Source organism: Anabaena sp. FACHB-83 (assembly GCF_014697485.1).
Lineage (GTDB): Bacteria > Cyanobacteriota > Cyanobacteriia > Cyanobacteriales > Nostocaceae > Nostoc_B.
Genome location: NZ_JACJRY010000085.1, coordinates 1 through 13948, shown reverse-complemented (window position 1 = coordinate 13948; position 13948 = coordinate 1). Strand labels below are relative to the sequence as shown.

General features: G+C 39.3%; 12 protein-coding genes and 3 pseudogenes. 9 read left to right on the top strand and 6 right to left on the bottom strand.

Annotated elements, in window-relative coordinates; genetic code table 11:
* Positions 1–292 precede the first annotated feature (292 nt).
* Complete coding sequence (tnpA, locus tag H6G79_RS35195) at positions 293–700, bottom strand: IS200/IS605 family transposase (RefSeq protein ID WP_190595138.1); 408 nt, start codon at positions 698–700, stop codon at positions 293–295.
* Positions 701–779: 79 nt separating this feature from the next.
* On the opposite strand from tnpA, the gene H6G79_RS35190 reads away from it, so the two are divergent.
* On the top strand, positions 780–2129 hold the full coding sequence (locus H6G79_RS35190; RefSeq protein WP_199331754.1) for an RNA-guided endonuclease TnpB family protein: 1350 nt from the start codon (positions 780–782) through the stop codon (positions 2127–2129).
* A gap of 304 nt (positions 2130–2433) precedes the next feature.
* Here the strand turns inward: H6G79_RS35190 and H6G79_RS35185 are convergent, their stop codons facing one another.
* A complete protein-coding gene (locus tag H6G79_RS35185; RefSeq protein WP_190595136.1) occupies positions 2434–2568 on the bottom strand; it encodes a ribbon-helix-helix protein, CopG family in 135 nt (44 codons plus the stop codon).
* Here H6G79_RS35185 and H6G79_RS37855 point away from each other — a divergent pair.
* A complete protein-coding gene (locus H6G79_RS37855) occupies positions 2543–2758 on the top strand; it encodes a helix-turn-helix domain-containing protein (RefSeq protein ID WP_396019830.1) in 216 nt (71 codons plus the stop codon). The genes H6G79_RS35185 and H6G79_RS37855 overlap by 26 nt on opposite strands.
* A 100-nt stretch (positions 2759–2858) precedes the next feature.
* Here the strand turns inward: H6G79_RS37855 and H6G79_RS35175 are convergent, their stop codons facing one another.
* Positions 2859–3014, bottom strand: coding sequence for a hypothetical protein (locus H6G79_RS35175; protein WP_190595135.1), 156 nt, complete (start codon positions 3012–3014; stop codon positions 2859–2861).
* A 39-nt stretch (positions 3015–3053) separates the two neighbouring features.
* Between H6G79_RS35175 and H6G79_RS35165 the strand changes: the two are divergent.
* Positions 3054–4332, top strand: a pseudogene (locus H6G79_RS35165) (RNA-guided endonuclease InsQ/TnpB family protein).
* On the opposite strand, the gene dpdE reads toward H6G79_RS35165, so the two are convergent.
* Positions 4295–7600: a protein DpdE gene (gene dpdE / locus H6G79_RS35160; RefSeq protein WP_190595134.1), complete on the bottom strand. Its 3306-nt coding sequence runs from the start codon at positions 7598–7600 to the stop codon at positions 4295–4297. The pseudogene H6G79_RS35165 and the gene dpdE overlap by 38 nt on opposite strands.
* 80 nt (positions 7601–7680) lie before the next feature.
* On the opposite strand from dpdE, the gene H6G79_RS35155 reads away from it, so the two are divergent.
* Positions 7681–7929 carry a hypothetical protein gene (locus H6G79_RS35155; RefSeq protein ID WP_190595133.1) on the top strand — a complete coding sequence of 83 codons (249 nt, stop codon included), beginning with the start codon at positions 7681–7683 and terminating at the stop codon, positions 7927–7929.
* Between the two features lie 20 nt (positions 7930–7949).
* Positions 7950–8636: a DUF938 domain-containing protein gene (locus H6G79_RS35150; RefSeq protein WP_190595132.1), complete on the top strand. Its 687-nt coding sequence runs from the start codon at positions 7950–7952 to the stop codon at positions 8634–8636.
* Between the two features lie 192 nt (positions 8637–8828).
* On the opposite strand, the gene H6G79_RS35145 is transcribed toward H6G79_RS35150, so the two are convergent.
* A complete protein-coding gene (locus H6G79_RS35145; protein ID WP_190595131.1) occupies positions 8829–9353 on the bottom strand; it encodes a plasmid pRiA4b ORF-3 family protein in 525 nt (174 codons plus the stop codon).
* 201 nt (positions 9354–9554) lie between these two features.
* Between H6G79_RS35145 and H6G79_RS35140 the strand changes: the two genes are divergently transcribed.
* From H6G79_RS35140 to arr, 4 genes and pseudogenes are all read left to right on the top strand, one after another.
* Positions 9555–10760: a glutathione S-transferase family protein gene (locus tag H6G79_RS35140; protein ID WP_190595130.1), complete on the top strand. Its 1206-nt coding sequence runs from the start codon at positions 9555–9557 to the stop codon at positions 10758–10760.
* Between the two features lie 178 nt (positions 10761–10938).
* Positions 10939–11910, top strand: a complete 972-nt coding sequence (locus H6G79_RS35135; protein ID WP_190595141.1) for an alpha/beta fold hydrolase — start codon at positions 10939–10941, stop codon at positions 11908–11910.
* A 109-nt stretch (positions 11911–12019) separates the two neighbouring features.
* A pseudogene (gene tumE, locus H6G79_RS37160) lies at positions 12020–12355 on the top strand (toxin TumE); the annotation flags it as partial.
* A gap of 275 nt (positions 12356–12630) precedes the next feature.
* Positions 12631–13101 carry an NAD(+)--rifampin ADP-ribosyltransferase gene (arr, locus tag H6G79_RS37850; RefSeq protein ID WP_396019831.1) on the top strand — a complete coding sequence of 157 codons (471 nt, stop codon included), beginning with the start codon at positions 12631–12633 and terminating at the stop codon, positions 13099–13101.
* Positions 13102–13174: 73 nt separating this feature from the next.
* On the opposite strand, the pseudogene H6G79_RS36490 reads toward arr, so the two are convergent.
* A pseudogene (locus H6G79_RS36490) lies at positions 13175–13948 on the bottom strand (bifunctional DNA primase/helicase); the annotation flags it as partial.

Below are 13948 nucleotides of genomic sequence, written 5' to 3'. Positions count from 1 at the left end.
TTTATGTGCTTGAGCGAGAACGCTGTTAACTGTGTCTATCACAATAACGGTGACGAAGCTCATAACAACGATTTCGATAGCGTAGGTTAGTGTGGATTGTAGAGTTTCCATTGGTTTTCTCCTGAATGTCGAGAGTTTTCAATGGCAACTAGCGAAGCGTTTTAACATAACGCGAAAGTCCCTACCTTGCTTCGCTGAAGGTAGGGATGAATAGCGGGTTACGACGATTGCATACCTGGCCAAAATCAACCACAAGGTTGATAAGGGAATGGTATGTATGAGGAGTAATCAATCAATCTTCTGGTGTTTCTTGAGATTGTATATATTGCTTGATTCTCTCGATTGGTGCGCCACCAGTAGAAGCAACATAATATGAACTAGACCAAAATACAGGTTTTCTATAAAAAGTAGATAAATGTTCTGAAAATTCTTTTTGGATAACTCTACTAGACGCTGATTTTAGACTACCCACAAGAGCAGATAGATTGTTATCAGGATGAAAGTCAATTAGTAAATGAACATGGTCTATTTCACCAGAAAACTCGATTAGTCTGCATTTGGTTTTGATACAGACATTAGCAAATATTTCATGCAACCGTTCCAAAATTGGCGCGGTTATTGTTTTGCGTCTGTACTTGGCCACAAACACAAGATGTAGGTGAATAGAGAAAACTGAATGAGAACCCTTTCTGGGAACCACTTGACAAGCCTATACATCAACTCTAATATCATAGAACAAATCAAAAAAGGAGGCAAATAAATCAGTGGCTACAAGGCGAATGACTTTTCGGTTATACCCAAACAAACAAATAGAACAGTCTTTGAGGTATCACCGAAAGTTACACAAAGACTTGTACAACGCTGCTGTTTATAACAGATTTACTCAATATCAAAAATTCAATCATTCTGTTAGCTATTTCGAGCAACAGAATTGTTTACCAGCATTCAAAGATGTTTGGATAGAGTACAAAGAAATAAATTCTCAATCTCTACAAGCTACTTTGAAACGTGTTGATTATGCCTTTGAGCGTTGGTTCAAAGGTTTAGGTAAGCGTCCACGATTCAAATCAATTCGTCATTATTCAGGTTGGACTTATCCAGCTAAATCAGGCTATTCTGTAGAGTCTGATGGTGAAAATGGTTATTTGAATTTGTTTAAAATTGGGCGTGTTCAGATGCGAGGACAGGCTAAGTATTGGGGAACTCCTACTACTTGCACAATCGTTTTTCGTAACGGTAAATGGTACGCCTCTATTACGGTTGATGTCTTAGACCAAACTCTTAAACCTGAAATCCTACCAGTTGGCGCAATTGGGATAGATTTAGGTTGTAATTCAGCATTATCAATTACCGATGGTGAAAATCATCAACAAATTGATGCTCCTAAATTCTTGAGGAATTCTGAACAACTAATTAAAAAAGCTTCCAAAACTAAAAGACGGAAGCAAGCGCCAAATAAAAATAAAAAAATCAAAGCTTCTAGAAGATGGAAAAAAGCCCAATCTAAGGTTAGTAAGCTAACTCGTAAAGTTGCTAATCAGCGTCAAAATTGGGTACATCAAGTTGCATCAGAAATAGTAAGCAGTAATAGCTTCGTTGCAACTGAAAAGCTAGAAGTCAAAAACATGACTAGTAAGGCTAAAAAAGGTAAACGCAAAAAGCAAAAAGCAGGTTTGAATAAGTCAATACTAGATGTAGGTTTTGGAATGCTACGCAGTACCATCAAATACAAAGTAGAGCAAATTGGTGGTGTGTTTGTGGAAGTTCCTACCAAGAAAGTAAAGCCTAGTCAAACTTGCCCAAAATGTGGTCATCAGCACAAAAAGACGCTTGATATTAGAGTTCACGATTGTGGCGTTTGTGGATATGTGCAAGACCGTGATATTGCTGCTGCTGAAGTAATGCTTTACTGGGCTAAAGGGAGCCACTGCGGTCTTGGGGTCTCCCCAAGTGGAGCAAGTGGCGTTAATCTGACGGAGCTAGGAACTAGCTTCGTAGACGCTGATGTCACTGGCTCTACTTCACGCACCCGTAAACAAGCGGGAAGCATGAAGCAACTAGGACAAATGAAGCGTCAAAAACCTAAATCTACTGGTCTGGTTTCAGAAACCCAGACCTCAACGAAGTAGGTCTGGGTAGTTCATCTGGATGCTTATGAGAGATTAGTCAGTAGCAAAAGATTTGGTCAGAAATTTTAGGTGTAGAGGATTGAATTTGTACCTAGTTGATACTCACTCTCAAATTTGGCGTAGTCAAAAGGAGAAATTGCTCTACAAACTTGTAGTGATAACTCAATACGGTTCAGCTAGAGCAGCAGGAGCCTCAGAGCATAATCTCTGATTTGGTGTGAGAGGAATGCGCGTGAGTTGAGGAGTGCTGTTTGAGTGATGCCGAATGCAATAAGGCAAGAGAGAGCAGCAACGACAAAACGAACTATCTCTCAGGCAATGAACGAATGAACTCTCGAATCACATCCGTCTGGGATCTGCCAACTGTTTTGCAATATCGGTCTAATATTTCCTTCTCTTGTTTTGGGAGTCGAATGTTCACAGATTCTTTGCTGGTCATGATTATAATGTATTGCAGATTGCGATACAATGATAGTATGAAATACACCTACCAGTACAAAGTAATTCCAACCACTGACCAGAAGCTAGAGTTAAATCATTGGCTGCGGATTTGCCAATATTGGTACAACCGTCAATTAGCTAGAACAGCAAGAAGCCTCACACCTACCCGGAGGGAGGTGTTGAGATGAATTGCGAGTGAGTTGACGACAGTTCTCCGACCAATGCGACAGCGTTCGCGTAGCGTCTCGTAGAGAGGAAGGAGAACATGGAGGAAACGAGCAAAATATTTTATTTCGGGTCAGGTAATGTATCAATTAATTCTTCAATAACCTGAGTTACCGTTTTATCTTTATTTGCAGCATACTGCCTGACTTTGTTTAACCTGCGGTCGCTTAATCTAACGTGTAAATCTTTTTTTGGCATTTGTGTACATAACGCGAACATATTTATGTTATCATATTCATAACGCAATGTAATAAACAAATGAGGACAGCATATCAATACAGACTACGCCCAACAAAACAACAAACAACAGAAATAGACAGATGGCTGTCTATGATGTGCGCTCAATATAATTACTTGTTGGCTGATAGATTTAATTGGTATGAGCAAAATCGTTGTCCAGTTAATGCTTGTCAAGAGTGTTTGTCATCTTCCAAAGTTAAGAGACAATCCAGACTACTATTCGCAAAAGAAAACATTACCTGAGCTTAAGAAAACTCATCCTCATTATGGTGATATCTATTCACAAGTTTTGCAGGATGCGGTTAAGCGAGTTAAGATAAGTTTTGATAGATTTCTCAAAGGTGATAGTAATGGGAAAAGAAGTAGTAGACCACGTTTTAAACCTCGCAATAGATACCGCACTTTCACATATCCACAAATGAAAGATGGATGTTTGCAAGGTAATTTAATTGATTTACCAAAACTAGGTAAAATAAAAGTTATTTTGCATCGTCCATTACCTGACGGGTTCAAAATTAAAACTGCTTCTGTCACTAAAAAAGTAGATGGTTATTATTTAACTCTTAGCCTAGAAGATTCTACAGTTCCAGAAATCAAACCAGATATTAATCCAGAATCAATAACTGGTATTGACATGGGATTAAAAGAATTTTTGACAACTGCTGATGGTGAAACAGTGCCTATTCCTCAACATTACCGTAAGGCTCAAAAACGCCTGAGAGTTATCCAAAAACGTGTTTCACGACGAAAGAAGGGTAGTAATCGTAGAACAAAAGCAGTTAAGCAATTAGGTAAACAACATAAAAAAGTTGCTGACAAGCGCAGAGATTTTCACTTTAAAACTGCTAACAACTTACTGAAAAAATATGATGTAATTGCACATGAAGATTTAAACATCAAAGGACTTTCAAAGTCTAGATTTTCTAAGTCTGTATATGATGCTGGATGGGGCAGCTTTTTATCAATACTGATAAACAAAGCCGAAAATGCTGGTTTGTTGGTAATACCTGTTAAAGCATCTGGGACGAGTCAAGAATGTTCTAATTGTGGTGCGAAAGTACCTAAGAAATTACATGAAAGATGGCATAACTGTCCCCATTGTGGATGCAGTCTTGACCGTGACCATAATGCAGCAAAAAATATAAAAAATAGAGCCGAGGGGCATCCGGTTCTTAAAGCTCATCGAGTATCCGAAGCGATAGCTGGATTTGGTGAGAAGCCCACACAAAGCAGCTTGCTGAGGTGTGGGAGTATGTCACTTATTGAATATCCCCAGAAACAGGCCGCCCAGATATAACAATGAAACCAATAGAATCAAGCTGAAGCTCAGGCTGATAAATACTCTGAACAATAGCGGATTTTAAAAGTCTTTCTATTTTTACTTCTTCTGCTAGAGCATTATTCCAAGTTTGTGTATGCAGGTGTAGATTTAATTGCTCTACTCTATGAGTTAATTTCTGTTCTGCTACCTGAGCATAGTGTTGACATAGTTGAGTAAAGTCTTGACGTTGGCTAAGTAAGATTTTAGAGGTGTCAGCCACTTGATAGCAAAGATTATGCCAATTATGGGGAGCAATAAAATTGTCAATAATCTCTAAACGCTCTTTAGCAAGATTATAATCTTGTCCTTGATGGGGATCTTTACCTTTTTGATATGGACGCTGTAAAATGCTTAAGAGTAATTCATCTTTAACATCAGATAATTCTTCAGAACGAGCATCAATAAAGATAGTGCTAATGAATGGTGGAAACAAGGCATCAACTTGACGTTTCAAAATATTGAAATGAAAATCACTAAGTTGATAATCTGTAAAGATTTGCTGGATTTTTTCGAGATTGCATTCAACTAAATAGTTGCACTGGAAACCAAACCATTCCATTCCTTGGTTGCTATCCCAGGATAAATCTTGTCGCCAGAGAGCAAAAGCTTGACCACGGTCATCCCATTTAACATAACTAGAGATTGTATCTACTAATTTTTCACCAATGCGAAAAAGTTTAACGCCAGGATTGATGTTAGCTATAGTGCGATTATAAGTGCCAAATTGATTGATATTGCTATTAGCGAAGTGAGTTGTCAATTCATTAACAGAAACTAAAGTGTATTTGCTGGCTTGATAATACTTCACATCTGCTAAAGTGGGATGATAAATTGATTTAAATTTTAAAATATCATTCATCCAGTCTTCGGTAGACCGTTTGATTTCTAAATAATGGCTATCGTAATTAACTAATTCTGTGAAATATGTATTAGCATCTTCTTGGAAGCTAATTTCATTGAAATCGTTTTCGGCATTGATTTTTAATTGTGCTTGAGCAATTTCTTTTTTGATGAAATCAACTTGTGTTAATAAACCATTAGCTCCTGATTGAAATAAAGTTTGCTCTAATATAGATAATTGCTGAATAAAATCGTAACTAGATATTGACTGGGTAAAAATTAAAAATCCATCTTTCAAAAGTTGATACCAAGCTGCATGAAGGCTATCTTCTAGATCAGCACCAACTAGCACAGTAAAATCAATATCTTTGGAGTGACCAATCCGGTCGAATCTTCCTATTCTTTGTTCTAGTTCATCAGGTATCCAAGGAAGGTCAAAATTAATTACCCAATCAACACATTGGAAGTTATGTCCTTGTTGTGCAGAAGAATCACCAATCAAAATAAAGCAATTAGGCTGGCTGTAAAATAGATTTAAATTTTTCTCATTTTCTCTCCAATTTTGTTCTGAGTGATGAATGGCAACACTGTCTACACCAAAAGTCTTGGATAGGACACGAGATATTTCGAGGCAAGTCTGACCAAAACCAGTAAATATTAAAATTTTAGGGAAAAAATCACCAGGAACAGGTCGATTAATTCGCTGCTTGATTCTTTCGCTTAGTTGTGGAATATTATGACGCAACGATTGTAAACCAAAAATTTCTGATAAGCGATAGAGAAGGATAATATTTAGAAGTTCAATTCGGTCTCCGTCTTCTGAGGGTTGACTAATAATTTGGCGCAAAGATATCAAAATCTCCTCTTCACCTTTAAATTTTGGAGTTGCCGTTAAGAGATTAATATCATCATGATTAAAATCTTTGATAAGCATTGGATGACGAATCCCGCTTTGACGTGCTGCAATTACTTGGTCTAAAACGCCTAACCATGTACCAGATGCCAAGAACAAAAGCCGAAAAATTCGTTGATAAGCTTCCTGGTTAGGAGCAATAGTACGCCATTTTTCAATGAGTTCATGAATCTCAGGCGATCTCTCATCTAAATCATATTCTTCTTTAGGCGTGAGATTACGACTCAATATTGCATCTTCTACGTCAGCCCTACGGTTACAAATTATTTGGCGATGTAATCGATATGTTTCACTAACGTAAATACAAATTTCTGGGATAATTTTTCTTTGAGCAGTCGAATCTGTCTGTAAACTGCTTTTCCATTCCTCTATTAGACTTGATAAATATTTATCTTGAGGAAATAAAGTTTGTAATTGCTCTAAATTATTTTGAATATTGGAATTGTTGAATTCATTCTTTAATGCAGAAATAATTTGAGCCAGAAGTTTATTATGATGAATTTTTAAATGAAAGCTTTCTAAATCATCCAGTTGATAATTTGTTGGTTCAAGCAGATGCAGCATTACTAGCAAATCTTGTTCATGCTGAAGAATCTGGCTGGCGGATAATAAAAGTAAGTGTTCGCTTCTATGAGCTAGATATTTATGAGTTTCAAAATTCTGATGGACTTTTGTATCTTTAGACTTAGCCATTGCTGCAATATGATGAGCCTCATCAACTATGAGTAAGCCAATATTAGTTGGAATATTGATTTTATTTACATCCTCAGATGCTAGTAATACTACTCTTTTAGGAAAGTGAGAAATATAAAACTTGTTCTCTAACTCACTTCTCCATTGTTGTAATAACTTTCCTGGCACCAGGATTAATACATTTTTTTTAGGTTCATCTAGGAGATACTGGCGCAAGATTACACCCGCTTCAATAGTTTTTCCCAGTCCGACTTCATCCGCTAAAATGTACCTTTGATTTGGCTGTGCTAATACACGCCAAATAGCTTCTACTTGATGGCGATAAAGATGAATATTAGATGAGATTAGTCCTGGAATTCCACGGCTAACAGCCCTTTGCTTTACTAAGCATTTAACTAGAGCCAACCTTCTTTCGTTCAAATAAGGTGTTTCATGCCCTTTGATAGCTAAAGTTTCAATAGGATCTTTTATCTCTAAATTGCAACGAACATAAATTTCCTTTTCCGCCGTAATTACAGACTTCTTAGCAGGTAAATCAATTTGATATTTATCGATGTCTTCGTCCCAAACAAATATTTTGCCAATTATCCAATTATCTTGGTCTTTTAGCTTGACATAACACCGAGTTTGAGGTTTGAGTCTCACTAGAGACAGCGACTGTAAGGGTAAAGTTTTTTGCCAGCGTTGCCCTATTGAACAGAAGTATTCAACAACAATATTGCTGTGAGAAATTTCAATAACTTTTCCTATCCCCAAAGAATTATTTGAGGACTGCACTAGTGAGCCAATTTTAATCATAGTTATAATCGCCTAAATACTCCTGAACCTGCAAAGGCACATCTGGAAATTTTGCAGAATTTCAATTCTAACTGTTTTTTGTGCCTGCTTCAGAAAATTATTTAGTCAAGAAAAAACAAGCGAATGATAAACAGAACCCGACAACTCAACTCACCCCATCCATTCCACCCAATCAGGAGCCACAGTCAGCAATTGGCAAAACATCTGCGATTGTTTCTTTTTTTTCTGCACCATTACGCCCTACCCAGTTGACAGGATACGAAGAATTTTTGACAAATACCGCCCTGCATTCCACATTTCCAATTACTCGTGGCGATCGCCTAAACTAAAAACCAGTAAAATCATACAAATGAGATCACAAGACGCACGACAATACGCAGCAGCCACCGAGCGCAACCGCGAACCGATTTTAGAAATACTGTTAAAGGTATTGCCCCACAGAGGCACAATTTTAGAAATTGCTAGTGGTACAGGCGAACACGCAGTTTATTTTGCCGACAAGTTCAAAGATTGTGTCTGGCTACCAACAGATGTGAACCCACAAGCAAGAGCCAGCATTACGGCATGGACTGAACACTACAAATGTACAAATGTGTATCCGCCCTTGGAGCTTGATGTCACAGAACCAGTATGGATAGTAGAGAACCAAACAGCAAGCGGTTTGTTAAATAACTCACCAATTGTCGCCATTGTTAATATCAACATGATTCATATTTCACCGTGGGCAGCTTGTTTAGGACTAATGGCTCTTGCAGGTCGGATATTGCCTGTGGGTGGTATCCTCTATTTGTACGGCCCTTTTAAAGTGGGTGGAGAACATACAGCCGTAAGTAATGCAGCTTTTGACGAATATTTACGCGCTCAAAACCGAGAATGGGGAGTGAGAAATTTAGATGATGTAGTTGCAGCAGCTAAGGCAGAGCATTTAACTCTCAAGCAGACTTACCAAATGCCAGCAAATAATCTTTCGGTAGTATTTGAACGAACTGCGAAAACAACATATAGAGTTTCTCGATCTAGTGAGGTACGTTTTTAAAGCTACTTGTTTTGATATAAAAGGTTTAAGTGTACTTCAGTAGCCTGGAAAACGCTATAAACTAATACCAACTACTTACTAACAAGTATGGAGTTACAGATTTAGTTGAAATACCCAATCTTTGAATTGTTTTGACATACTGACATTTATTCACAATGTAATTTTTCAAATAAATCAGCTTTCTCTGCTCTGTTATTCAAAATCAGCGTACTGAGGTGGACTAGGCCCGACTCGCTCTCGGATTTTAGGATATTTGCCAGATGGAACTTTGTCTGAAATGCTTTGGACATCAATCTGGTGCCACCAATCATCACCAAAATCAAACCAGTAACCAAAAGCATCATCAATCGATAAACCCAAAGACGCAATTGTAGTATGGGCAACATCTCCTGTAGGTGTTGGTGACAAGTCGGAACTGGAAAATGCTCCTTTTAAGCAGTAGCGTCTAGCATTTGGATCTTGTGGCCCCCTGCCGCCAACTTGAAATTCGTACAGATGTTCATCTTCTCGATCAAATGCTTTGAAGATGATCTTATGCAGTTGGGCTAAAGTATTGCTGCCCTTAATCTCAATTGTTCGAGACACCACAGGATTGTCTGCTGCAAATTCTTCTGTAATTGGGCCGTCAATTAAAAATACCTCTAACACGTATAGCGCATCTGGAGAAGAGCTAACCGCTTTTTGGGAAATACTGTCTGATTTTTTCGTTTTAGCCATACTGTGAGCTTGAAAGGTATAATAAGTATTGCGTATTACGCGGCTAAGGGAAATCTAACCTTTGACTATCAACACTATTTGCTCGAAAGCATACCATAGTCATCTTCGCAAGAAACAAGCTAACAAATATAGTTGTAGCCCAAATTCAAAATATTGTAGAGTCAAGAAAAGCTCTAAGTATTGCCCTACCCAACTTACTTTATGACTACCGCGCCCTTAAGCTGGCAAGAACTAGAATCTCTCACGAACTATCAAATAGATACTGTTAATGGTCTCACCAATGCTAAAGCTAGGTTGCGCTTGTTTGGTCAGCCGGAATCTGAAGTGCGCTTAACACTGTACCGCGATAACCACGCTTGGTGTCCTTACTGTCAAAAAGTTTGGTTATGGCTAGAAGAAAAGCAGATACCCTACCGCATCGAAAAAGTGACAATGTTCTGCTACGGGGAGAAAGAAAGTTGGTACAAACGTAAGGTAGCATCAGGAATGCTCCCGGCAATTGAGCTAGATGGCAAGATTATTAAAGAAAGTGATGATATTTTAATCGCTTTGGAAAAGGTTTTTGGGCCATTGAACCAAGGAATGGAAGAACGCACGGTGCTGCCTCTACGCCAATTAGAACGACTTTTATTTAGAGCTTGGTGCGCTTGGCTGTGCTATCCGGTAATTTCCGCTCAACAAGAAAAACGCAACCGAGAACAATTTATTACAGTGGTGGCTAAGGTTGAGGAGGCTCTAGGGCGCACATCAAGCCCTTATTTTCTAGAGAACTTCGGCATCGTCGATGTCATTTTTACGCCATATCTCGAACGGATGAATGCCAGCCTTTACTACTACAAGGGCTACTCACTGCGAGAGGAAAACCCTCGTTTGAGCGCATGGTTTGCGGCAATGGAAAGCCGAGATACCTATCGCGGTACTCAGAGCGACTTTCACACCCACGTACATGATTTGCCGCCCCAGATGGGAGGCTGTTGGGAAAATGGCGAAACCCAGATGCTTCTAAATAAAGAACGGGTGGATCGCGGCCCTTGGTTCGGACTACCAGATGTGACTTATCCAGAACCAGAACATTCCCGCATGGAAGCTCTTCAAAGAACTATTGAGCATCGCGTCAATATTATCCGCGTTAACCCCTCAGATGATAGCTTGTTTGATCAAGCCTTACGTTGTGCTTTAACACACATGATGACCGGGGTTGAATGTATACCTCCATTGGGTTCTGATGTCGCTCTACGATATCTGCGCGATCGCATTAATGTACCGCGAGATATGTCCATTTACGCAGCCAAGCGATTGAGAGAATCACTGGAGAAAACCGCAGCCCTTGTGGGTAATGGACAGCCAGATCCCATTCCGACTCAGCACCGACGAGATCAAGACCCGTCTAACTTTGCCAGAAAGTAAGCTTGGTTTTCGTCAATTGAGCCTTCACGAAGTACCCAGTTGTTAAGTACTGACGAAATATGTGATAAATTCTGCCCTGGACTCCACATTTTTAAATAGGCTAGAAATTGATTTAGCAGCAGAAAAAATCTTTGCTGCCCAGAAAGCAAGGCGAAAAATTGCAGTCGAAAGGAATACAATGCCATCTCCTGTTGAAATTTTTCTACTATTAGCTACAACTTTTTATCAGGCAATTGCCTGCTTAAGAGAAAATCGAGAACCTCTGCCAGGACAATTGATTGATGTGGGTGGATATCACTTGCATCTCTACACGGCTGGAAAGTCTAGCCCTACTGTGATTTTGGAACACAGTTTAGGCGGAATGGAAGGTTATTTACTCGTGCAAGAAATAGCTAAATTGACACGGGTTTGTATATATGATCGTGCTGGGTATGGATGGAGCAATCATAGTCCTCATCCTCGCACTAGTCAGCAAATTGTGACTGAGTTAGATACCCTTCTCACCCAAGCAGGAATTGCACCACCATATATTCTTGTGGGCAATTCTTTTGGTAGTTATAACGTGCGTTTATATGCTCATTATTTTCCTTCAAAAGTAGTAGGTATGGTACTTACTGATGGACTCCATGAAACAGATATGCTGAAAATGTCTATCTATTTACAAGCTTTGAAACTATTTTTTGTTTCTGGCTTTATTATGTCAATTTTTGGCTCAATCTTGGGCATTATCAGATTACTCAAATTGGTGGGTACATTTGAAATTATCAAGCCAGAATTAATTAAATTTCCGCCAGTAGCACTCTTTCCAATTAAGCGTTCTTTCTGCCGTCCCAAGCACTGGATTACCATGAGTCGGGAACTCTTAAACCTGAATAATAGTAGTCGTCAACTACAGTTAACCAGAAAATTTGCGGCATTGCCTATAGTTAGCATCAAAGCGCATACTTTTTTTCAACCTTCTGTTTGGACTATGCTTTTACCTATGAAAGCTGCCAATAATTTACGAGAGGAAATGCACAAGAAAATTCTCAATTTATCTACAGATTGTGTACAAATTGATGCTAAAAAAAGTGGTCATTTTGTTTGGATAGATCAACCAGAGTTAATCGTGAGTGCTATTAAGCTCATTTTAAAAAAGGTTGATAAATAAGCTATAAAACGAACAAGCGTATTCTTGTTGATGGGCAATATTTTACAAAGACCAAGAAACAGACGTACTATGGGTTTCATGGGCATTTAATCATTAGTGTCAGAATGTTTATGTAGAACGTTATGAAGAAGAAATTCTCACATCACAACGGGCGAATTTAAGAATTAGACTGCGCTTCAATCAGACACATTTGTTAGAAATAAATGAAGCTTTATTAATCACAGGCAATCAGCTAGAATTTCTCGACTATCGTTACCATTTTCAAGATGAACGAAGTTGCCTAGTTTTTCGTTATGATAATACCCCCCACTTTCCCAATCTTTCTACTTTTCCACACCACAAGCATTTACCAGATGATGTGATAAGTTCTGACAAACCTGAAATTACTCAAGTATTAAAAGAAGCAACAGAGTTATTAACGTACGATCATTACGAGACAAAGTAATTATGGAATTCAACCCAAACAACAATGTTGTTAAACTCTGTCTTCAAGGTATGGGCATGGAAGAAAAAGGCAAACCAGAAGAAGCAAGTAAACTGTTTCAAGAAGCCTGGAACGAAGCGACATACGACTTGGAAAAATTTATTTCAGCTCACTATGTAGCTCAATATCAAAAAAATGTTGACGACAAATTAAAATGGCTCGAAATAGCTTTGCAGTTGGCATTAAAAATAAATGACGACACTGTTAAGAGTGCAATACCTTCTCTATATTCAAACATTGCCAAATGCTATGAAGAGTTAAGCTCACCTGACAAGGCAAAAAAGAATTATGAATTAGCAACTTCGTTTCAGAATAAACCTTCTGACAAAGGCCCCTTCTATCATGGGACGAAAGCCGATTTGCTCCTTGGTGATTTGCTGACAGCAGGGGGCAGTTCTAATTACAAAAGAGAACTCAAAATGAATCACATTTATTTCACAGCCCTTGTCAATGGGGCGGGACTAGCAGCTGCATTAGCAAAAGGCGATAACCGTGAACGTGTTTATATCGTTGAACCAACAGGGGAGTTTGAAAATGATCCGAATGTTACAGACAAAAAATTTCCGGGCAATCCGACACGCTCATATCGCTCCCAAGCACCATTAAAAATTGTTGGCGAAGTCACAGATTGGGTGAGACAAACACCTGAAGAACTCCAAAAATGGCGTGAAAAGTTGGCCAATAACAAAGGAGAAATTATTAATTAGTTTCTAAAATTCCCACACCCTGCTCACCGATTGAAGACCGCTAAATTCAAAATTTAGCGCGGTGTTTCACCATTTATTCATCCGCCATCCACTGCACCCAATCGGGAGCCGCCGCCACCAATTGCCCAAACATCGCAGGCTCCGATTCCTCAAAAGCCACCATCACTCCCCACCTTTCATCACTGCTAAGGCTAGAGAGGAATTCTTTGACTGCTCCCACACCATGTTTCACCCGTTCCATGACCAATGCAGTATAAGATTTAACTTGCTGCCACCACGAATCAATCGGATTTTCCTGTCCGTCCACCCCCTCCCAATTATTACTTCCACTTACATTAATGGGGGGCGTGGACGGGGCATTAACACCATACATAGCCTGCATCCTAGCCGCATACGCCGCCTGAGATTCACTTTCCTCCAGCCGCCGCCGTTCTCGTTCTTCCTTCTGTGATTGCCGATACACAAACACCTGACGGGCAAAAGCAACATCCTCAGTACTTAATCGGTAATACCGCACCCGTTGACCATTCTCGGTAGGCCGCCGCGACTGGGTAGTTAAAGCCAGTTGCCCCAAGTACTGACTCAAAATCCACACCGGAGACTCATCGAGAGGGATGGTCAAGTTGAGGATGCCTTTAATATGTGGTGCATTGCGTTTGGAAAAATCTGCTAATGCTTCAATACTCGCTTCATCGCCCTTAATCTCCACCCCATCCATCAAATCAGTCAGTATTGCGCGTAACCCCAATCGGTGGCGCATTAACCAAGAAGTGGAATGATTACCCCAGTCGGTGCAGATGGGCAAGCGATCTCGTTCCGTCCTATCTCGTTCTGCCACAACAAAAGG

Coding starts and splice junctions, on each gene's coding strand:
- H6G79_RS35190 (WP_199331754.1), top strand. CDS start 780: ATGACTTTTCGGTTATACCCAAACAAACAAATAGAACAGTCTTTGAGG.
- dpdE (WP_190595134.1), bottom strand. CDS start 7,600: ATGATTAAAATTGGCTCACTAGTGCAGTCCTCAAATAATTCTTTGGGG.
- H6G79_RS35135 (WP_190595141.1), top strand. CDS start 10,939: ATGCCATCTCCTGTTGAAATTTTTCTACTATTAGCTACAACTTTTTAT.
- H6G79_RS35145 (WP_190595131.1), bottom strand. CDS start 9,353: ATGGCTAAAACGAAAAAATCAGACAGTATTTCCCAAAAAGCGGTTAGC.
- H6G79_RS35175 (WP_190595135.1), bottom strand. CDS start 3,014: ATGTTCGCGTTATGTACACAAATGCCAAAAAAAGATTTACACGTTAGA.
- H6G79_RS35140 (WP_190595130.1), top strand. CDS start 9,555: ATGACTACCGCGCCCTTAAGCTGGCAAGAACTAGAATCTCTCACGAAC.
- H6G79_RS35150 (WP_190595132.1), top strand. CDS start 7,950: ATGAGATCACAAGACGCACGACAATACGCAGCAGCCACCGAGCGCAAC.
- H6G79_RS37855 (WP_396019830.1), top strand. CDS start 2,543: ATGTTCACAGATTCTTTGCTGGTCATGATTATAATGTATTGCAGATTG.
- H6G79_RS35185 (WP_190595136.1), bottom strand. CDS start 2,568: ATGACCAGCAAAGAATCTGTGAACATTCGACTCCCAAAACAAGAGAAG.